The 18,510-nt window shown below is 49.7% G+C and carries 20 protein-coding genes and 6 pseudogenes; 14 read left to right on the forward strand and 12 right to left on the reverse strand.

From position 1 onward, the window contains the following. The 4 genes and pseudogenes from ACQGXV_RS09955 to ACQGXV_RS09970 form a co-directional block, all read right to left on the reverse strand. Nucleotides 1–666 (reverse strand): annotated as a pseudogene (locus ACQGXV_RS09955) (IS3 family transposase); the annotation flags it as partial. 212 nt (nucleotides 667–878) lie between these two features. Next, complete coding sequence (gene istB / locus ACQGXV_RS09960) at nucleotides 879–1,667, reverse strand: IS21-like element helper ATPase IstB (protein ID WP_440866286.1); 789 nt, start codon at nucleotides 1,665–1,667, stop codon at nucleotides 879–881. Continuing rightward, complete coding sequence (gene istA, locus ACQGXV_RS09965) at nucleotides 1,664–2,692, reverse strand: IS21 family transposase (protein ID WP_440866287.1); 1,029 nt, start codon at nucleotides 2,690–2,692, stop codon at nucleotides 1,664–1,666. Before istA ends, istB begins: the two co-directional genes overlap by 4 nt. 45 nt (nucleotides 2,693–2,737) lie before the next feature. Further along, nucleotides 2,738–2,884 (reverse strand): transposase, encoded by a 147-nt coding sequence (locus ACQGXV_RS09970; RefSeq protein ID WP_440866288.1) that lies wholly within the window; start codon nucleotides 2,882–2,884, stop codon nucleotides 2,738–2,740. A gap of 323 nt (nucleotides 2,885–3,207) precedes the next feature. Here ACQGXV_RS09970 and ACQGXV_RS09975 point away from each other — a divergent pair, with 323 nt between their 5' ends. From ACQGXV_RS09975 to ACQGXV_RS09985, 3 genes are read left to right on the forward strand one after another with little or no spacing between them, the layout of a single operon-like run. Then, nucleotides 3,208–4,182: an IS30 family transposase gene (locus tag ACQGXV_RS09975; protein ID WP_440862556.1), complete on the forward strand. Its 975-nt coding sequence runs from the start codon at nucleotides 3,208–3,210 to the stop codon at nucleotides 4,180–4,182. Between the two features lie 12 nt (nucleotides 4,183–4,194). After that, nucleotides 4,195–4,443: a transposase gene (locus ACQGXV_RS09980; RefSeq protein WP_440866289.1), complete on the forward strand. Its 249-nt coding sequence runs from the start codon at nucleotides 4,195–4,197 to the stop codon at nucleotides 4,441–4,443. Between the two features lie 11 nt (nucleotides 4,444–4,454). Next, on the forward strand, nucleotides 4,455–4,670 hold the full coding sequence (locus ACQGXV_RS09985) for a hypothetical protein (RefSeq protein WP_440866290.1): 216 nt from the start codon (nucleotides 4,455–4,457) through the stop codon (nucleotides 4,668–4,670). A 250-nt stretch (nucleotides 4,671–4,920) separates the two neighbouring features. Here the strand turns inward: ACQGXV_RS09985 and glmS are convergent, their stop codons facing one another. Together glmS and glmU are read right to left on the reverse strand one after the other, a co-directional pair. Next, nucleotides 4,921–6,753 carry a glutamine--fructose-6-phosphate transaminase (isomerizing) gene (glmS, locus tag ACQGXV_RS09990; protein ID WP_440866291.1) on the reverse strand — a complete coding sequence of 611 codons (1,833 nt, stop codon included), beginning with the start codon at nucleotides 6,751–6,753 and terminating at the stop codon, nucleotides 4,921–4,923. Between the two features lie 179 nt (nucleotides 6,754–6,932). Then, on the reverse strand, nucleotides 6,933–8,306 hold the full coding sequence (glmU, locus tag ACQGXV_RS09995) for a bifunctional UDP-N-acetylglucosamine diphosphorylase/glucosamine-1-phosphate N-acetyltransferase GlmU (protein WP_440866293.1): 1,374 nt from the start codon (nucleotides 8,304–8,306) through the stop codon (nucleotides 6,933–6,935). Nucleotides 8,307–8,317: 11 nt separating this feature from the next. Here glmU and ACQGXV_RS10000 point away from each other — a divergent pair, with 11 nt between their 5' ends. Beyond that, nucleotides 8,318–8,476, forward strand: a complete 159-nt coding sequence (locus ACQGXV_RS10000; RefSeq protein ID WP_430360522.1) for a hypothetical protein — start codon at nucleotides 8,318–8,320, stop codon at nucleotides 8,474–8,476. Nucleotides 8,477–8,735: 259 nt separating this feature from the next. After that, complete coding sequence (locus tag ACQGXV_RS10005) at nucleotides 8,736–8,918, forward strand: hypothetical protein (RefSeq protein ID WP_440866294.1); 183 nt, start codon at nucleotides 8,736–8,738, stop codon at nucleotides 8,916–8,918. A 13-nt stretch (nucleotides 8,919–8,931) separates the two neighbouring features. On the opposite strand, the gene ACQGXV_RS10010 is transcribed toward ACQGXV_RS10005, so the two are convergent. Further along, complete coding sequence (locus ACQGXV_RS10010; protein WP_440864852.1) at nucleotides 8,932–10,143, reverse strand: IS256 family transposase; 1,212 nt, start codon at nucleotides 10,141–10,143, stop codon at nucleotides 8,932–8,934. A 29-nt stretch (nucleotides 10,144–10,172) separates the two neighbouring features. Here ACQGXV_RS10010 and ACQGXV_RS10015 point away from each other — a divergent pair, with 29 nt between their 5' ends. The 4 genes and pseudogenes from ACQGXV_RS10015 to ACQGXV_RS10030 form a co-directional block, all read left to right on the forward strand. Further along, nucleotides 10,173–10,496 carry a helix-turn-helix domain-containing protein gene (locus ACQGXV_RS10015; RefSeq protein WP_440866296.1) on the forward strand — a complete coding sequence of 108 codons (324 nt, stop codon included), beginning with the start codon at nucleotides 10,173–10,175 and terminating at the stop codon, nucleotides 10,494–10,496. Nucleotides 10,497–10,676: 180 nt separating this feature from the next. Further along, entirely contained in the window at nucleotides 10,677–11,060 is a 384-nt protein-coding gene (locus tag ACQGXV_RS10020; RefSeq protein WP_440863651.1) for an IS630 transposase-related protein, read from the forward strand. Beyond that, entirely contained in the window at nucleotides 10,984–11,517 is a 534-nt protein-coding gene (locus tag ACQGXV_RS10025; protein ID WP_440867363.1) for an IS630 family transposase, read from the forward strand. Before ACQGXV_RS10020 ends, ACQGXV_RS10025 begins: the two co-directional genes overlap by 77 nt. A 53-nt stretch (nucleotides 11,518–11,570) precedes the next feature. Next, nucleotides 11,571–11,861, forward strand: a pseudogene (locus ACQGXV_RS10030) (transposase family protein); the annotation flags it as partial. A gap of 187 nt (nucleotides 11,862–12,048) precedes the next feature. Here ACQGXV_RS10030 and ACQGXV_RS10035 read toward each other — a convergent pair. Both ACQGXV_RS10035 and ACQGXV_RS10040 read right to left on the reverse strand, forming a co-directional pair. Then, nucleotides 12,049–13,170: pseudogene (locus ACQGXV_RS10035) on the reverse strand (IS256 family transposase); the annotation flags it as partial. Between the two features lie 195 nt (nucleotides 13,171–13,365). After that, the gene (locus ACQGXV_RS10040) at nucleotides 13,366–13,488 is read right to left on the reverse strand and encodes a hypothetical protein (protein WP_440866298.1); all 123 of its coding nucleotides are present in this window, start codon (nucleotides 13,486–13,488) and stop codon (nucleotides 13,366–13,368) included. Nucleotides 13,489–13,736: 248 nt separating this feature from the next. On the opposite strand from ACQGXV_RS10040, the pseudogene bcsG (ACQGXV_RS10045) reads away from it, so the two are divergent. Further along, nucleotides 13,737–13,853, forward strand: a pseudogene (gene bcsG, locus ACQGXV_RS10045) (cellulose biosynthesis protein BcsG); the annotation flags it as partial. Between the two features lie 21 nt (nucleotides 13,854–13,874). Here bcsG (ACQGXV_RS10045) and ACQGXV_RS10050 read toward each other — a convergent pair. Both ACQGXV_RS10050 and ACQGXV_RS10055 read right to left on the reverse strand, forming a co-directional pair. Continuing rightward, nucleotides 13,875–14,405 (reverse strand): IS630 family transposase, encoded by a 531-nt coding sequence (locus ACQGXV_RS10050; RefSeq protein WP_440867364.1) that lies wholly within the window; start codon nucleotides 14,403–14,405, stop codon nucleotides 13,875–13,877. Beyond that, nucleotides 14,329–14,667, reverse strand: coding sequence for an IS630 transposase-related protein (locus ACQGXV_RS10055; RefSeq protein ID WP_440862928.1), 339 nt, complete (start codon nucleotides 14,665–14,667; stop codon nucleotides 14,329–14,331). The genes ACQGXV_RS10050 and ACQGXV_RS10055 overlap by 77 nt, the downstream gene beginning before the upstream one ends. Before the next feature lie 85 nt (nucleotides 14,668–14,752). On the opposite strand from ACQGXV_RS10055, the pseudogene bcsG (ACQGXV_RS10060) reads away from it, so the two are divergent. The 4 genes and pseudogenes from bcsG (ACQGXV_RS10060) to ACQGXV_RS10075 all read left to right on the forward strand — a co-directional run. Continuing rightward, nucleotides 14,753–15,172: pseudogene (bcsG, locus tag ACQGXV_RS10060) on the forward strand (cellulose biosynthesis protein BcsG); the annotation flags it as partial. 135 nt (nucleotides 15,173–15,307) lie between these two features. Next, entirely contained in the window at nucleotides 15,308–15,637 is a 330-nt protein-coding gene (gene bcsG / locus ACQGXV_RS10065; protein WP_440866299.1) for a cellulose biosynthesis protein BcsG, read from the forward strand. 216 nt (nucleotides 15,638–15,853) lie between these two features. Next, a pseudogene (locus ACQGXV_RS10070) lies at nucleotides 15,854–16,564 on the forward strand (adenylate/guanylate cyclase domain-containing protein); the annotation flags it as partial. Nucleotides 16,565–16,953: 389 nt separating this feature from the next. Next, on the forward strand, nucleotides 16,954–18,243 hold the full coding sequence (locus ACQGXV_RS10075; RefSeq protein ID WP_440866300.1) for a dicarboxylate/amino acid:cation symporter: 1,290 nt from the start codon (nucleotides 16,954–16,956) through the stop codon (nucleotides 18,241–18,243). Nucleotides 18,244–18,307: 64 nt separating this feature from the next. On the opposite strand, the gene ACQGXV_RS10080 is transcribed toward ACQGXV_RS10075, so the two are convergent. Further along, nucleotides 18,308–18,433, reverse strand: a complete 126-nt coding sequence (locus tag ACQGXV_RS10080) for a hypothetical protein (protein WP_440866301.1) — start codon at nucleotides 18,431–18,433, stop codon at nucleotides 18,308–18,310. Nucleotides 18,434–18,510: the final 77 nt, after the last annotated feature.

An 18,510-nucleotide genomic window follows, 5' to 3' on the forward strand; every position in this document is an offset into this window, starting at 1 on the left:
TTAAGTCGCTTGGCTATAGCTGCTCAGCAGCGCCTGAAAGCGTTGTCCCGTGTACTGCGCCCCCCTGTCCGTATGCACCACCAGGCCCGGCGGGGGAGTTCGCAGGTTATATGCCTTCATCAGGGCCCCGCAGACCAGCGATGAGGTCATCCGTCTGTCCACCTGCCAGCCCACTATCTGCCGGGAGTACAAATCCATAATAGCCGCCAGATACAGCCAGCCTTCACCGGTCTTCAGATACGTGATGTCACTCGCCCACACCTGATTTGGCCCCGGCGGGTTAAAATTCTGGTTCAGCAGGTCTGGGGCCACCTCTGCACCCGGGCGGGGTTTTGTCGTGACCTTATAAGTCCGGCGCTGTCGGCAGACCAGCCCCTCTTCCTGCATGAGTTTCCTCACCCGCCAGCGGCTGATTATGATGCCTTCTCCACGAAGCCTTTTGACCAGCGTCCGGCTTCCTGCTCCCTGCCTGCTGGCGGCGAACAGCGCCTTTAACCTGACCCGGACCTCCACGTCTTTTTGCAGCGGTTCGGCGGGCTTTTTTCGCCATGCATACCAGGCAGAGGCCGTCACACGCATGACCCGACAGAGTGTACGAACGCTGAAGTCAGTGGCATTGTCGAGAATGAACCGGTATCTCACGACATATGTTTCGCGAAGAAGGCTCTCGCCTTTTTTAGCATCTCCTTCTCTGTACGTAACTCTTTGTTTTCCTTTTGTAACCGTTTTAACTCTGCACGTTCATCATCGCTGAGTACGCCGTTGCTCTGCTCGCGTGCCAGCGAGACCCATGTATGCAGGGTTTTGTTGCTTATGTGTCAATACCGATTGAATTCTGACCCACCCTGCCAAAGTAAAACTGACCCACCCCCTTTGAATTACTCGAGCGTAGCTGCTTTAGTTTTCTTCTGGATCTGACCGCTTTTCAGCTTATCTTTCAGTCGATAGCTTTGACCGCTGATTTGCGCGATATGCGCATGGTGAAGCAGCCGATCCAGCATCGCCGCCGTCAGCGTTTCATCATCTCCGAATGTCCCCGACCACTGGGTAAACGGCAGGTTGCTGGTCAGGACCACGCTGCCTGACTCATACCGTTTAGCGATAACCTGGAAGAACAGATTGGCTTCCATTTTACCGAAGGGAAGGTAGCCAACCTCATCTATGATCAACAACTTAGGCGTACCCACAACGCGATTAAGATAGCTTTTTAACTCCCCCTGACGATGTGATGCGAGCAGCTGTAGCATCAGATCTGCGGCTGTGACGAACCGAATACTCATTCCGGCCATCGAGGCTCTGTAGCCGAGTGCTGTCGCCAGGTGCGTTTTACCTACCCCGGACGGACCCAGCAAGACCAGGCTCTCCTGACGCTCGATAAACGCCAGCCCGGCCAACTCCTGGATCTGACTGCGAGATACGCCACTCGCAAAGGCGAAATCAAACTGCTCCAGCGTCTTGATCACCGGTAGGCCTGATAAACGCAAAATAGTCTGCCGGCGCCGTTCGTTCAGCCCATCATGCTGAAGCTGTAAAGCAGCTTCAAGGAAGTCGGCATGAGTGCCGTTGCTGTCGATCGTCGTCTGAGCAACGGCGGGCCACTCAGCCGGTAATCTATCGAGCTTAAGCTGCTCGCAGAGCGCTGCGATACGATCATGCTGGAGGTTCATGCTCCTACCTCCAGTAGCGCCTGATACGTAGCCAACGGGTGCTGGAGACTCTCTGTAGGTATGGGGCGCGAGCAACTCGCCGGTACCGGTGGAGGCAATGCCAGTGTTATCTTCGGCAATGGCAACAACGCAGCCCGCTCACGCGGCATGCGTTGTTCAGGCGGAATACCGGTGGTGCCATGTTTACGGGTGTTGGCAACGGTGATCAACCACTCACCAATGCGTGCATTAGCCGCGGGGACGTCCAGTATCAGCCCAGCCTGGCGAAACGTGGCGGCAAGCGGCACAACAAAGCTGTTCTTGAGGTAATGGTTGAAGCGTTCGACCTTGCCCTTAGTCTTGGCGCGGTAGGGACGGCAAACTTTAGGCGTAAAGGCATACTTCTCAGCCAGTTGCATCAACTGTGGGTTCCAGCGATGCTTGCCGGGCCCGTAGACATCACGCTCAATAATGATGGCCTTGGCGTTGTCGAACAGCAACTGATGCGGAGTTCCGCAAAAGAACTTAAGTGCAGACTCAATGCCGTCACACCAGGCTGCAGACTCCTGGTTGCTGTAGAACTTGACGAAAGTCGCCCGGCTCCAGCCCAGCGTAGCGACGAAGGCCAGCAACGGGTTATGGCCCTGCCTGACGATGGTGAAATCAACCTGCATCTGTACGCCGGGTTCGGTCTCAAAGCGCGTGACCGCCTCAGTAACGGGCTGCTTCATGGGGTGTAGAAATGCGGTAAGCATGCTATAGCCGCCATCATATCCCCGTTGGCCTATCTCGCGCAGCAGCACACTGGCCGGTATCCACTGTGGTCTGGCAGCAGCAACGCGCTCGAGAACATACGGCTTGAACGGGTCAAGCTTGCATGTTCTAGGCATACGCGGCTTGTAACGCATGTCAGCCACCGGTAGTGGACTACGGATATATCGTCGAACGGTCTCGCGGGAGCATGAAAGCTGCCGCGCGATGGCGCGGATGGACATGCCTTGACGGTGTAAAACGTGAATCTCCACTCTGGTCTCCAATGTCATCATTGGCAGTGCCTTAAAACTGCCATTTTTACCCTAGGTGGGTCAGATTTACATCGGCAGGTGGGCCAGTTTTACATCGGTAGCGACACTTATGCCCAGCGATGCTGCTGCCCTGGCTATCGTATAGCCCTGCTCTGTTACCAGGGCAACGGCTTCCTTTTTAAACTCAGGGGTAAATTGTCGTTTATGGTTCACTAAACACCTCCGTTTTGGATGTAAGTTTAGTGTCCTGATTATTCAACCACTACAGTACGCCAGTATCTGCTGTCTGCATGGGAGTCTCTTGTTCTGCCGCCGCAGCTGGCTCACATACGGGATTATGATGAATGGAAGCGCTTTATCCTCAGCCAGGGGAAAAATGAGCAGGGAGAGATTTACTGGCACGTGTATTTTGCGAAGCCGACGAAACATCCCCGGCAGACAGCAAAGGCCCCATTCCCACTCGAAACGCAACAAAGTGACCCACTGGCCAGAGTCGGATAAAATCACCGTTCTGGCCCTACTGGAGATCCCGTTGCATGCAGGGAAAACATCTGACTCACAAAGAACGGTTCTACATCGAAAAGCGGCGTGGTGATGGGGTTAACCAGGCCACCATCGCCCGGGAACTGGAGCTTCCTCGTTCTACCATCAGCAGGGAACTCAGACGCAATACCGACGCCGCTTTCAACGGGGTCTATTCCTGCAGAAGGGCCGAAACGTTGGCCAGAGGGCGGCGGCAGAAAACACGGCCGGACAGCGTGATTAACCAGCTTGAACCGCACATTCAGGACTTTATCAGAACGGCGCTGTCTACCCACACCTCACCTGAGGTCATCAGTGGGCGCCTGGTCCTGGAATTTGGCCTGTCCGTCAGCAAGAACTCGCTCTATCGCTATATCCAGCAGGAGCGCCGGGCCGGCGGTGAGCTGTATCAGCAGCTCCCTCATCGGGGTAAACGGTATAACTATCAGACCGATGAGAACAAACGCGGTCCTATTCCCAACCGTGTTGGCATTGAGCAGCGGCCGGCCGTTGCTGACCTCAAGCAGGAACCCGGGCATTTCGAGATTGACACCATCTTTGGCAAAGATCAGAAATCATTCCTGCTGACGGTGGTCGATAAAGCCGTCAAGCTGGTCATCATTCGCAAACTGCCCAACAAGCGAGCAGAGACAGTGGTAGCGGCCTTCAGGGACATCGTTGCCAATACCTTCTGCGAGTTTAAAACCCTGACTGCTGACAACGGTTCTGAATTTTCCCAGCACGGGGAAATTACAAAAGTCACGGGGGCACCGGTCTACTTTGCCCGGCCATATCATTCCTGGGAACGCGGGTTGAATGAGCATACCAACGGGCTGATACGGCGTTTTTACGCGAAGGGAACGGACTTCAATTATGTCACCCATCGCAAGGTTGCAGCACTCGAACACCTGCTCAATACGCGAGGCAGAAAATCGCTGGGTTATCGTTCTCCAAATGAGGTATTTTTAACGCACTTACAGGCGGCATAATGCCCTACCGTTTTGTTGCGTTTCGACTGGGAATGGGGCAAGTACCTGGGCCGGTACCTGAAAAAACTGCCTGTGTCGGGTGCGCGACTGGCACACTACGACGGGGGAAGCCGCATCACCCTGCGTTTTCTGGATCACCGGGCGGGGAGGCATGAAGACCTGGCGCTCAGTCATCGTGAGCTGATACTGCGGCTGATAAAGCATATACCGGAGAAGCATTTCCGGATGGTGCGTTACTTTGGTTTCTGTCTAACCGCGTAGTGGGAAAACTGTTGCCTCTGGTGAGAAAAGCCCTGGGGCAGGATAATGTGAAAAAAGCAGCGCCAGTGGCATACACAACGCTGAGTCAGGGATTACTGAATACAGACCCGTTTGCCTGCCTGCTGTGCGGGGCAAAAATGGCGTTCAGCCGGGCGCTGCCGGCAACGGCCCTGGAGAAGCGAATCGCGAACGCCGGGGAGATAGCGCGAATGCGTTACGTTGGATAATGCGGGGAAACTCTGCCTGGAATTCGGCGATGTAATCAAAAAACGCGCAATGTGTTCAAAAATCACCCAAACACAGAGGCATTCACGATAAAAAAGCCGGTTTTCATCGTTGCCAGCCCCCGAAATCAGGGGCCCCAAAAAGTTTGAAATTCCTAGGCGTTAAATGTAACAAACGACACTCAATAGCAACATATAAAAAAGCCCAGCCAACATACATGGCCAGGCTTTTATCTCTTTACCTGCTTGTCAGTTACTCTACCGTCACCGATTTCGCCAGGTTACGCGGTTGGTCAACGTCAGTGCCTTTGATCAGGGCCACGTGGTAGGAGAGCAACTGCAACGGCACGGTGTAGAAGATCGGTGCAATCACCTCTTCCACATGCGGCAACGGAATGATGCGCATGTTTTCGCTGCTGGTAAAGCCGGCTTCTTCATCGGCAAATACATAGAGCTCACCGCCGCGTGCGCGCACTTCTTCGATGTTGGATTTCAATTTTTCCAACAGCTCATTGTTGGGCGCCACCACCACCACAGGCATATCCGCATCAATCAACGCCAGCGGACCGTGCTTCAACTCACCCGCCGCATACGCTTCTGCATGAATGTAGGAGATCTCTTTAAGCTTCAGCGCCCCTTCCATTGCGATAGGGTACTGATCGCCGCGCCCCAGGAACAGCGCATGGTTCTTATCAGAGAAACCTTCTGCTAGAGACTCAATCAGCTTGTCCTGTGACAGCATCTGCTCAATACGTGCAGGCAGCGCTTGCAGGCCGTGAACAATATCGTGCTCAATCTGGGCATCCATACCGCGCAGACGGCCAATACGCGCCACCAGCATCAGCAATACCGTTAACTGGGTGGTAAAGGCCTTGGTAGACGCCACGCCAATTTCCGTACCGGCTTTGGTCATCAGCGCCAAATCGGATTCACGGACCAGCGAAGATCCGGCCACGTTACAAATAGCCAGCGATCCCAGATACCCCAGCTCTTTGGACAAACGCAGCGCTGCTAACGTATCCGCCGTTTCACCGGACTGAGATAGGGTGATCATCAGGCTATTGGCACGCACTGCTGGTTTGCGATAGCGGAATTCAGAGGCGATTTCCACATCACAAGGCACACCTGCCAATGCTTCAAACCAGTAACGCGATACCATGCCTGAGTTGTAGGACGTGCCGCAGGCAATAATCTGGATATGCTGCACCTTGGCCAGCAGTTCATCCGCCTTAGGACCCAGTTCAGACAGATTCACTTCACCGTAGCTAAAACGCCCTTCCAGGGTGTTTTTGATCGCCAGCGGCTGTTCGTAAATCTCTTTCTGCATGTAATGGCGGTAAGCACCTTTGTCACCAGCGTCGTAATTAACTTTGGATTCAATCTCTTCGCGCTCAACGACATCGCCCGCACGGTTGAAAATACGCACAGTGCGGCGCGTCACCTTAGCCACATCGCCTTCTTCCAAGAACATAAAGCGGCGGGTAACCGGCAGCAGAGCCAGTTGGTCAGACGCGAGGAAGTTTTCACCGACACCACGGCCAATCACCAGCGGGCTCCCAGAACGGGCAGCCACCAGCACGCTCGGATCGCGACTGTCCATCACTACCATGCCGTAAGCACCACGCAGTTGAGGGATAACGCGTTTAACCACGTCAACCAGCGCACCGCCGGTTTGTTGCTGTTCCCAGTGCACCAGGTGCGCAACCACTTCGGTATCGGTTTCAGAAACAAAGCGATAGCCATGCCCGATCAGCGTTTCACGCAGCGGTTCATGGTTTTCGATAATGCCATTGTGAACGATGATAATAGGGCCGGAAACGTGCGGGTGCGCATTCTCTTCTGACGGCTCACCGTGCGTTGCCCAACGGGTATGGGCAATGCCCGTACCGCCCGCCAGCGGATGCTCTTCCACCGCTTGCGCCAGCATCTGTACCTTACCCAAGCGACGCACGCGGGCAACGTGCCCCTCAGCGTCAACCACCGCCAGCCCCGCAGAGTCATAACCACGGTACTCAAGGCGGCGAAGCCCTTCTAACAGAATTTCAGAAATATCGCGTTGCGCAACTGCGCCTACAATTCCACACATGGATGTGTATTCCTATACGCGTGACATATTGTGTAACTTTCGACGTCTTAGACCTGATCGTGCCGGTTTTTCCGGCGTCCCCGAGCCTTGTAGAGAGTTGGGGATTATTATGTTTTGCGGAGTGCTTTAGCCTAAAACACTGCGCAAAACCGCCTCCACGAAATGGGAGGCGACATCAGTTATTTTTTCTTAACGGGCCGCGTCCAACCTGAAATATGGCGCTGTTTTACCCGGCTTATCACCAGCGCGTTTTCTTCCACATCGCGTGTTACCGTGGTGCCAGCGCCGATGGTCACGTCACTGGCTACGGTCACAGGGGCCACCAGTTGACTGTCAGAGCCGACAAACACCCGATCGCCAATCACGGTTTTGTGCTTGTTGGCACCGTCATAATTACAGGTGATGGTGCCTGCACCAATATTCACATCATCACCAATTTCTGCATCGCCAAGATAGGTCAAATGGCCCGCTTTGGAACCTTTGCCCAGACGCGTCTTTTTCAGCTCAACAAAATTACCAACGTGTGCACCCTGTGCCAGCTCGGCCCCCGGCCGCAAACGCGCAAACGGCCCTACCGTGCACTCAGCGTCCAGAACCGCATTTTCTAACACCGTGTACGGGCTGAGGATACAGCCATCGCCAATCACGCTGTCTTTAATGATACAGCCCGCACCAATCTCAACCCGGTTCCCCAAAGAAACCCGGCCTTCAATGATCACATTAGCATCAATACTCACATCGCGTCCGTGCGTCAATGTCCCACGCAGATCAAAACGCGCGGGATCGAGTAACATGACGCCCGCCAGCAGCAACTTATTGGCATGTTCCCGCTGATAGACACGTTCCAGCGTCGCCAGTTGCAGGCGATTATTAACCCCTTCCACTTCGCTCAGATTATCAGGATGCACAGCTTCAACACGGCGACCTTCTGAAGCGGCCATAGCGATAATGTCGGTGATGTAATACTCGCCTTGCGCGTTGTTATTGTTTAACTGGCTCAGCCAGCGTTTCAGATCCTGACCGTTTGCGGCCAGAATGCCGGTGTTGATCTCGTTAATCTGACGCTGCTGTTCCGTCGCGTCCTTGTGCTCGACAATTCCGACCACAGACCCGTTATTATCGCGCACAATGCGGCCATAACCGTTGGGGTCGTCCAGTTTCACCGTCAGAAGCGCAATTCCACCCTGTGGCTTATCCGCCAGCAAGCGTGCCAGCGTGGCGGGTGATATCAAAGGAACATCACCGTACAGCATCAAAATATCTTCATCATCAGCAAAAAACGGCGCGGCCTGCTGCATGGCATGCCCGGTACCGAGTTGCTCTGCTTGCAGAACCCAATTCAAATCCGGGTTGGTTAACCTGTCTTTCAGTAAATCGCCACCGTGTCCGTAGACCAAATGCACCTGTTTGGCACCCGTTTCCATAGCCGCATCAATCACATGCTGAACCATCGGCTTGCCTGCGAGCGGATGAAGTACTTTTGGAAGATCGGAATACACACGTGTTCCTTTGCCAGCGGCAAGGATAACCACGCTCATGACACTGTTAGACATGCACCACCCTGATGAAACGAATTGATAACCCACGGATTCAATTGGATGAAAGTAAACCCGTTATCGCTGCGGATTACTACATATTTTTCAACGAAAAATACCACAATGCCGCGCGTGGCAAGGAAAAAGAAAGTGTACCCAAGTCTAAACCTTACTGGTGGTTTTTTTAATTCATCTTTTCCGAAAAATAGCTAAAACGCGACGGTGGATAGTGAATTCCGGTTTCAGGAAAAACAGACTTTTGTTTTATATTTTACCATTTGTGATAAACACAAAAGAAACAGTGTTTCATTTTTGTCATCATGGCCCCACAACTCAATAAACAATACCCAAGGAGATACAATAAACTAGTTGCTGAATAGAGACTTGCATTTTTTGTCAGGCTATTGAGAATAAAAAGAGGTTTAACTTAGAGAATAAAGGTTTGAAATGATCAACAAAGAGCGGTTGTTACGAGATAATCGTTTATGTAAAGCAATCATTGGATTATCAGTCGAAGAATTGAAAAATTTAGCCGCTGAATTTTCAGCTTGTTATTTGATTTATCGGAAAAAGAATCGAAAAGATCACGAGCGGCAGATGGGTGCAGAGTCTGTAAAGAATTTTGTGTAAATGGCTCCATTGCTTAACCGGAGATTCGTTCTCCATACATCAACATGAATTGGCTCATAGCAGGTTTCCAGTCTCTGATTGGCAAGGTCCATTTAGCAGAGATATTATGCAAGGCTAGATAGAGTAATTTTATCACCGAGTCATCCGTTGGAAATATTCGTCGCGTTTTCGTTATCTTGCGCAATGAAGCATTTAACGACTCTATCGCGTTGGTGGTGTAGATAACCTTGCGGATCTCCGGCGGAAAGTCAAAAATGACGATGAGACGTTCCCAATTATTTCTCCACGACGGGCTGATCGTCGGGAACTGTTCATCCCATTTGGCCGCGAAGGCATCCAGGGCCTCTTCAGCGCCCTCTAGCGTTGCGGAACTATAGATGGTGCGCAGGTCAGCAGCAACGGCCTTACTCTCTTTCCAGCCGACGTAGCGCAGCGAGTTCCGCACCTGATGCACAATGCAGAGCTGTACCCGCGTATGCGGGTAAACAGCTTCAATGGCATCAGGAAAGCCTTTCAGGCCATCGCAGCAGGCGACGAAGATGTCCTTTAGCCCACGATTTTTCAGTTCTGTCATCACAGATAACCAGAACTTGGCCCCCTCAGTTTTGGCTATCCATAGCCCCAGCAGCTCTTTTTCGCCCTGGCCGTTGACGCCGAGGGCCAGATAAACAGACTTGTTGGCCACGGCTCCGCCGTCCTGGCTTTTGACAACAATACAGTCAAGGTAAACAATGGGATAAAGCGCATCCAGCGGCCGTTGCTGCCAGCGCTTAACTTCATCCATCACAGCATTGGTCACTTGAGAAATGAAGCCAGCGGAAACATCGACCCCGTAGACTTCTTTAAAGTGTGCCTGAATATCACGGGTTGATAACCCTCTGGAATAGAGAGAAATAATGCGGTCATCGAAGCCGTTAAGCTGTTTTTCGTGCTTACCGATCAGTGTCGGCTCGAAGGTACTGTTGCGGTCGCGCGGAATATCGAGCTCGATCTCCCCATTTTGGCTACGTACGCTCTTGGATGTCTTGCCATTGCGTGAGTTGCCTGAATGATTACCAGCCGGGTCATGCTTAGCATACCCAAGGTGCATCTCCATCTCAGCTTCAAGAACCCGTTCCGCCAGTCTTTTAGTCAGCACCTTGAGTAGGCCTGATTCACCCAGCAGATCCTGAGGGGAGTGACAATCTTGAAGCAGTTGGTCAATAAGTTCGTTGCTGATAGGCATTTTGTTATCCTTTGAAGGTTTTCCTCAAAATGCCATTTACACAGATTATTTTACAGTCTCTGGGTGCAGGGCAGAAAGGATTTATCCCAACCCCATTAGATAAACTGCTTTTTATTTTATTGTATTTAAAATGTTATCCGACCTATGATTTGCAAGGACTTCTTTTTGGTTTAGATAGAACACGGGTATGTCGCTGGGTAAAAATATTATTGCCGGTTTTAGAGATGACCTTGGGGCGAGAATGTGTTTTGCCCGCTCGTCAAATTCGCTCTGCTGAGGAATTTTTTCGCGCCTTTCCTGGAGTTAAAGACGTCTTTATAGCTAAACGACTTAATTTTGATTACATTATTTAAATGAGCTATTCAATTGATTTTAGACGTAAAGTGATATCTACACGGGCCTTTGTTGAATAATTTAACCGTTTGATTTACATCTTCTTTAGTTAGAATGCATTTACAGAGAATGTATTTTGTTAGAACGACAAATCAAATAGTTAGCACAATAAAAAGCATTCCGAGAGGAAAAATTAGTCGTTGAAATTTTATAATGCTTATATAAATCAGTATCTTAAATTATTCAACAAAGCCTCTACACGGAAAAACGAAGGGTTGAGTATCCGAGAAACAGCGAAGCAATTTCGGATTGGCCCTGCCTCTGTATCGCGTTGGATTAATCAAATAGAGTCAAAAGCATCGACCACGCGTCAGCGAAAGATCGATAAATCCGAGTTGATAAAAGATGTTGAACAATATCCAGATGCTTACCAAAAAGAACGTGCAGAGCGTTTTGGCGTTTGTCAGAAGGCCATTTGGCAAGCGCTTAAAAAGCTGGGATTGACCTATAAAAAAAACTCTACGTCATCCGAAAGCCGACGAAAACGCCCGGCAGGGATTTCAACAAAAAAAACAACAGTATGAAAAAGAAGGTAAACCTATTGTTTTTATTGATGAAAGTGGTTTTTCACACGATGCACCACGGACTCACGGCTATTCCCCAAAAGGTCAACGGTGTTTTGGCCTGAAGAACTGGGGAGCTAGGGGAAGAACAAATGTTATCGGCGCTTTATTAGGCACAACGCTGTTTGCTATCGGATTATTTGATATCAATATTAACAGCGATGTTTTCTATGCCTGGGTCACACAAGTCCTTATCCCAGTACTCCCTAAAAACAGTGTAATCATGATGGACAATTCCACTTTTCACAAAAAACATAATATTCAACAAGTCATCATCGATGCAGGGTATATGGTGGAGTATTTGCCTACATATTCGCCAGATCTTAACCCAATTGAGCATAAATGGGCACAAGCAAAAAGCAAAAAAAGAGAGATGGGTTGCGATACAGAGAGTTTGTTCTCAGTCCATATGGTGTAATCAAAATTAAGTCGCTTGGCTATATTGATGGGACAGAGTGACCTGTCCAAAAGCCTAAGAATCTGCGTCGGCGAAAAAAAATGTATTCGGGAAAGAAAAGACAGACCACTCGAAAAGGGCTTATTATGACTGACGAAACAAGGCAAATTGGATTTATCCCCATGAGCAAAAATGGGCGCCGTCACGATAAACGCTTACTCGATAAAGTCGATATAATTCGCCATATTCCTCCTGAGGTAACCATCTGGGCAGATACCGGTTTTCAAGGTATAGATAAACAGCATCCTAATACACAAATCCCAAAAAAAGGAACTCGAAAAAGACCTTTATCGCGGCTTTGTTGAATAATTTAACCGTTTGATTTACATCTTCTTTAGTTAGAATGCATTTACAGAGAATGTATTTTGTTAGAACGACAAATCAAATAGTTAGCACAATAAAAAGCATTCCGAGAGGAAAAATTAGTCGTTGAAATTTTATAATGCTTATATAAATCAGTATCTTAAATTATTCAACAAAGTCCTCCATTGCTTAACCGGAGATTCGTTCTCCATACATCAACATGAATTGGCTCATAGCAGGTTTCCAGTCTCTGATTGGCAAGGTCCATTTAGCAGAGATATTATGCAAGGCTAGATAGAGTAATTTTATCACCGAGTCATCCGTTGGAAATATTCGTCGCGTTTTCGTTATCTTGCGCAATGAAGCATTTAACGACTCTATCGCGTTGGTGGTGTAGATAACCTTGCGGATCTCCGGCGGAAAGTCAAAAATGACGATGAGACGTTCCCAATTATTTCTCCACGACGGGCTGATCGTCGGGAACTGCTCATCCCATTTGGCCGCGAAGGCATCCAGGGCCTCTTCAGAGCCCTCTAGCGTTGCGGAACTATAGATGGTGCGCAGGTCAGCAGCAACGGCCTTACGCTCTTTCCAGCCGACGTAGCGCAGCGAGTTCCGCACCTGATGCACAATGCAGAGCTGTACCCGCGTATGCGGGTAAACAGCATCAATGGCATCAGGAAAGCCTTTCAGGCCATCGCAGCAGGCGACGAAGATGTCCTTTAGCCCACGATTTTTCAGTTCTGTCATCACAGATAACCAGAACTTGGCCCCCTCAGTTTTGGCTATCCATAGCCCCAGCAGCTCTTTTTCGCCCTGGCCGTTGACGCCGAGGGCCAGATAAACAGACTTGTTGGCCACGGCTCCGCCGTCCTGGCTTTTGACAACAATACAGTCAAGGTAAACAATGGGATAAAGCGCATCCAGCGGCCGTTGCTGCCAGCGCTTAACTTCATCCATCACAGCATTGGTCACTTGAGAAATGAAGCCAGCGGAAACATCGACCCCGTAGACTTCTTTAAAGTGTGCTTGAATATCACGGGTTGATAACCCTCTGGAATAGAGAGAAATAATGCGGTCATCGAAGCCGTTAAGCTGTTTTTCGTTCTTACCGATCAGTGTCGGCTCGAAGGTACTGTTGCGGTCGCGCGGAATATCGAGCTCGATCTCCCCATTTTGGCTACGTACGCTCTTGGATGTCTTGCCATTGCGGGAGTTGCCTGAATGATTACCTGCCGGGTCATGCTTAGCATACCCAAGGTGCATCTCCATCTCAGCTTCAAGAAACCGTTCCGCCAGTCTTTTAGTCAGTACCGGCTTTGTTGAATAATTTAACCGTTTGATTTACATCTTCTTTAGTTAGAATGCATTTACAGAGAATGTATTTACAGAGAATGTATTTACAGAGAATGTATTTTGTTAGAACGACAAATCAAATAGTTAGCACAATAAAAAGCATTCCGAGAGGAAAAATTAGTCGTTGAAATTTTATAATGCTTATATAAATCAGTATCTTAAATTATTCAACAAAGCCGTCAGCACCTTGAGTAGGCCTGATTCACCCAGCAGATCCTGAGGGGAGTGACAATCTTGAAGCCGTTGGTCAATAAGTTCGTTGCTGATAGGCATTTTGTTATCCTTTGAAGGTTTTCCTCAAAATGCCATTTACACAGATTATTTTACAGTCTCGTTGAACACGCCATCGCGGGTATCAAGCGCCTCGGTTGCATGACCCAAATTTTACGGAATCGTAGACCCTTTATTGATGATACCTTCTTACTCCTTAGCGCCGGTCTTTGGAATTTCCATCTCAGAACAGCGTAAAATTTACTTCAATCACCGAAACACCCTTATTTCACTATTAAGCAACACGCTTATCGCATCAGGGGTTGTATCAACCGGCCAATCGCGAGTGCTATCTATTTGATAATCTGGCTAACTTTGGTTTTAAATCACAGCTGATGATGGATCACTCCGGCGTGTTCGGTAACTATAGCCAAGCGACTTAATTTTGATTACACCATATGGACTGAGAACAAACTCTCTGTATCGCAACCCATCTCTCTTTTTTTGCTTTTTGCTTGTGCCCATTTATGCTCAATTGGGTTAAGATCTGGCGAATATGTAGGCAAATACTCCACCATATACCCTGCATCGATGATGACTTGTTGAATATTATGTTTTTTGTGAAAAGTGGCATTGTCCATCATGATTACACTGTTTTTAGGGAGTACTGGGATAAGGACTTGTGTGACCCAGGCATAGAAAACATCGCTGTTAATATTGATATCAAATAATCCGATAGCAAACAGCGTTGTGCCTAATAAAGCGCCGATAACATTTGTTCTTCCCCTAGCTCCCCAGTTCCGGCCAAAACACCGTTGACCTTTTGGGGAATAGCCGTGAGTCCGTGGGGCATCGTGTGAAAAACCACTTTCATCAATAAAAACAATAGGTTTACCTTCTTTTTCATACTGTTGTTTTTTTTGTTGAAATCCCTGCCGGGCGTTTTCGTCGGCTTTCGGATGACGTAGAGTTTTTTTTATAGGTCAATCCCAGCTTTTTAAGCGCTTGCCAAATGGCCTTCTGACAAACGCCAAAACGCTCTGCACGTTCTTTTTGGTAAGCATCTGGATATTGTTCAACATCTTTTATCAACTCGGATTTATCGATCTTTCGCTGACGCGTGGTCGATGCTTTTGACTCTATTTGATTAATCCAACGCGATACAGAGGCAGGGCCAATCCGAAATTGCTTCGCTGTTTCTCGGATACTCAACCCTTCGTTTTTCCGTGTAGATATAGCCAACCGACTTAAAAATGATTACATCCTATGCCCTGATATGCGGCAAAGAAGCATAGCTGGCTGTTATCAAAATAATGTCGCTTGGCTATACCTCAAAGAGGTGCGCGAAGAGGGTGACATGCAGTCGCAGCTGTTGTCACAGCACGGTATCAGCCATCAGATCACCTCGTTCGACGGCGAACCGATTTATAACGATCTGGAATTGCTCAACCGCTGGCTCTCGGGCACCACACAACAAGGTGCGGCGCGCAGTGCTACCTTCTTCAACGTTATTCCCTTACACGATGGCAACCGTCTGGTGGGCACCAACACCTCGGCGGACTTTGCGCCACGCGCCAAGACGTTTTTCGATCAGTTGAATGCGTTCTTTGACGTGCTGGAAAAATCGGGGCGCAAGGTGCTGGTGGTGGTGGTGCCGGAGCACGGCGCTGCGTTGGAAGGGGATAAGATGCAGATGTCCGGATTGCGTGATATCCCAAGCCCCAGCATTACCCATATTCCGGTCGGCGGCTTTGTTGAATAATTTAACCGTTTGATTTACATCTTCTTTAGTTAGAATGCATTTACAGAGAATGTATTTTGTTAGAACGACAAATCAAATAGTTAGCACAATAAAAAGCATTCCGAGAGGAAAAATTAGTCGTTGAAATTTTATAATGCTTATATAAATCAGTATCTTAAATCATTCAACAAAGCCCCGGTCGGCATGAAACTGTTTGGCGCGGCGGCACCGCATCAGGGTGCACCGCTTGAAATCAAAACGCCGAGCAGCTATTTAGCCGTTTCGACGCTGGTGTCTCGTCTGGTGGACGGTAAAAACTTTGTGGCTCCAAGCATTGATTGGGCTGCATTGACGCAGGAGCTTCCCCAAACCGAAGCCATCTCTGAAAACGAAAATGCCATCGTTATGCCTTATCAGGACAAGGTCTATATCCGCCTCAACGGCGGTGATTGGGTGCCTTACCCGCAGTAATACTCGGTCAATCAGGCAGACTCGCCTTGGGTCTGCCGCCCGTCCTTCTTGCGCGCTTCTTCCCCTCTGCGCTAGTGCGCCACAGTTCGGATAAAGATGAAATCCAATTGGGGTTATAAAAGGGCATTGAGACGCGCTTAAGCTGGCCTATACTAGCGCGATCGTGCCCGATGCACCGGGCTACAACTACACAAGCGCCATCGACGGAGAAAAGGTTTGCGGCTGAGAAGCTCTTTGACAATCAAACAGATGACGGCGGTTTCCTCTGTGGCGGTGGTGACGCTCAGTCTGTTTATTGTGATACAACTTTTTCACTTCGTGCAGCAGCGGCGTGACGATTATGCCAGGCAACTGGAGAGCATCGCTTTTTCCGTGCGTGAACCATTAGCGGAGGCGGTGTTGCGCGGCGATGTGGTTCGCGTTGAAGCGATCCTCGATAACCTGTTGCCCGTGGCATTTCTGAGCCGCGCCGACGTGATGTTGCCCGGCTACCTGCAAACGTTACACGCACGCTTCCCGAGCGAACGCCCGGTGCCGGCGTGGCTGGCGCGCGTGTTCAAATTACCCATTCGTATCGCCGTGCCGCTTTATGCGCTGCCGCAGGCACCGGCATCGGCGCAGTTGGCGACGCTGGTGCTGCAAGCGGATTCGTACCGTATGTTTCAGTTTATCGTCAGCACCTTTTCCATGCTGCTGGCGACTTACTTCTTGCTGGCGTTGATCCTCTCTGTCGCCGTGACCTGGTGCATCAACCGCTTGATGATTCATCCGCTGCGGGCGGTGATCGCCGAGTTGCAGGCGGTACCTACGGAGCAGCTATTACAACATCGTCTGACGCCGCCAAAACATCATCAGGATGATGAACTGGGTGCGTTGGTGCGCAGCTATAACCTCAATCAGCAGTGGTTAGCGCAGCAGATAACGGATGCGGATGACGCCGCTCAATCTAACACGGATGCTGTGACGCCTCCCCCCAAATCGCAGCGATAATCGCGCACATTCCTGTTACCGTCTGATAATACTAACTATTAACCCTACAAAGAAAAGGTATTTTAATATTTCAATTGTATTTTAAGGATTTTTTGACTTATCAGTAACAGTGGACTGGTTGTATTAGCGTTATATGTTGCAAAAAAATGGCTTGTACGTTTGTTTTTTGCATTCTCGCTGATGTGATTCATCTCTTATTTTTAACCTGACGTTCACAAACTAAAGTTATAAAACATTTCCACTCTGTTACCGCAATGTTACTCTTCGCCGCAGTCACAGAGGCGTCGTTTGCGACCCTATGTGTTTCCCTACCATAGGATAAGTATATGAAAGCGTCTATTTTAAAAAACCTTTATTTTCAAGTTATTACAGCGATTGTGATAGGGATCCTACTAGGACATTTCTACCCGGAACTGGGTGCGCAAATGAAACCGCTGGGCGATGGATTTGTTAAACTGATCAAGATGGTGATTGCCCCCGTCATCTTCTGTACCGTGGTGACCGGTATTGCCGGTATGGAAAGCATGAAGTCGGTAGGCCGCACTGCCGCTGTCGCTCTGCTCTACTTTGAAGTTGTCAGCACCGTGGCACTGATTATCGGCCTGCTGGTGGTCAATATCATGCAGCCGGGTGCAGGCATGAACGTCGATGCGTCCACACTGGATGCCTCTGCGGTAGCGGTCTACACCCAACAGGCACAACAGCAGGGCGTGGTCGCGTTTCTGATGGATGTGATTCCTGCGAGCGTGGTGGGTGCGTTCGCCAGTGGTAACATTTTGCAGGTGTTGCTGTTTGCGGTGATGTTTGGTTTTGCGCTGCATCGTTTGGGTGAGAAAGGGCGCGTCATTTGCAACGTGATTGACAGCTTCTCACACGCCATTTTCGGCGTGATCAATATGATCATGAGTTTGGCTCCGATCGGCGCATTCGGGGCGATGGCGTTCACCATTGGTAAATACGGTGTCGGCTCACTGGTGCAATTGGGCCAGTTGATCATCTGCTTCTATATTACGTGCCTGCTGTTTGTTTTCCTGGTGCTGGGCAGCATTGCCCGCGCTACCGGATTCAGCATTTTCAAATTTATCCGCTATATCCGTGAAGAACTGCTGATTGTACTGGGCACCTCCTCGTCAGAATCCGTGCTGCCGCGCATGCTGAACAAGATGGAAAAAGTGGGGTGTAAAAAATCGGTAGTGGGTCTGGTGATTCCTACTGGCTACTCCTTCAATCTGGATGGCACCTCTATCTACCTGACCATGGCGGCGGTGTTTATTGCGCAGGCTACTAACAGTCATATGGATATCTGGCACCAGATTACGTTGCTGGTGGTGCTGCTGCTCTCCTCGAAAGGTGCCGCTGGCGTCACCGGTAGCGGGTTTATCGTGCTGGCCGCGACCATTTCTGCTGTTGGGCATCTGCCGCTGGCGGGTCTGGCGCTGATTCTGGGTATGGACCGCTTTATGTCAGAAGCGCGTGCCCTGACCAACCTGGTGGGTAACGGCGTGGCGACCATCGTAGTTGCCAAGTGGGTGGGCAAGTTGGATGAAAAGCAACTGGAAAGCGAACTTTCCGGGAATAAAAAAGACGATACGTCTGCTCCTACTGTACTTTCATAACGTGGTTTTACCCTGCGCCATCCCCCGGTGGTGCAGTGATAACGGGCTATCCCGTTCTCGCTTCTCATGATTCCCCGTGATTGCGGCTTGCCATCACGGGGAATTTTTCATAAGGTTGCGGCCAGGCAATCGCGTTGTGCACGGTCTGTATCGGGGGCATAACGATCAAAAACCGCTTATTGGTCATCATTTCGTCTCTATTTCCAAAATTATTTCATCGTATTGAGTGACATAGGCAAAAGTGTGCGGTCTAACGTAAGGGTAAAC

The organism is Symbiopectobacterium purcellii (assembly GCF_052050035.1).
GTDB classification, from domain to species: Bacteria; Pseudomonadota; Gammaproteobacteria; order Enterobacterales; family Enterobacteriaceae; genus Symbiopectobacterium; species Symbiopectobacterium purcellii_A.

Excerpts from the sequence above, each read along its gene's own strand:
- istB (WP_440866286.1), bottom strand. The coding sequence starts at position 1,667 with ATGAACCTCCAGCATGATCGTATCGCAGCGCTCTGCGAGCAGCTTAAG.
- istA (WP_440866287.1), bottom strand. The coding sequence starts at position 2,692 with ATGATGACATTGGAGACCAGAGTGGAGATTCACGTTTTACACCGTCAA.
- ACQGXV_RS09975 (WP_440862556.1), top strand. The coding sequence starts at position 3,208 with ATGCAGGGAAAACATCTGACTCACAAAGAACGGTTCTACATCGAAAAG.
- glmS (WP_440866291.1), bottom strand. The coding sequence starts at position 6,753 with ATGTGTGGAATTGTAGGCGCAGTTGCGCAACGCGATATTTCTGAAATT.
- glmU (WP_440866293.1), bottom strand. The coding sequence starts at position 8,306 with ATGTCTAACAGTGTCATGAGCGTGGTTATCCTTGCCGCTGGCAAAGGA.
- ACQGXV_RS10000 (WP_430360522.1), top strand. The coding sequence starts at position 8,318 with ATGAAACGAATTGATAACCCACGGATTCAATTGGATGAAAGTAAACCC.
- ACQGXV_RS10005 (WP_440866294.1), top strand. The coding sequence starts at position 8,736 with ATGATCAACAAAGAGCGGTTGTTACGAGATAATCGTTTATGTAAAGCA.
- ACQGXV_RS10010 (WP_440864852.1), bottom strand. The coding sequence starts at position 10,143 with ATGCCTATCAGCAACGAACTTATTGACCAACTGCTTCAAGATTGTCAC.
- ACQGXV_RS10015 (WP_440866296.1), top strand. The coding sequence starts at position 10,173 with ATGCCATTTACACAGATTATTTTACAGTCTCTGGGTGCAGGGCAGAAA.
- ACQGXV_RS10040 (WP_440866298.1), bottom strand. The coding sequence starts at position 13,488 with ATGCCTATCAGCAACGAACTTATTGACCAACGGCTTCAAGATTGTCAC.
- ACQGXV_RS10075 (WP_440866300.1), top strand. The coding sequence starts at position 16,954 with ATGAAAGCGTCTATTTTAAAAAACCTTTATTTTCAAGTTATTACAGCG.
- ACQGXV_RS10080 (WP_440866301.1), bottom strand. The coding sequence starts at position 18,433 with ATGATGACCAATAAGCGGTTTTTGATCGTTATGCCCCCGATACAGACC.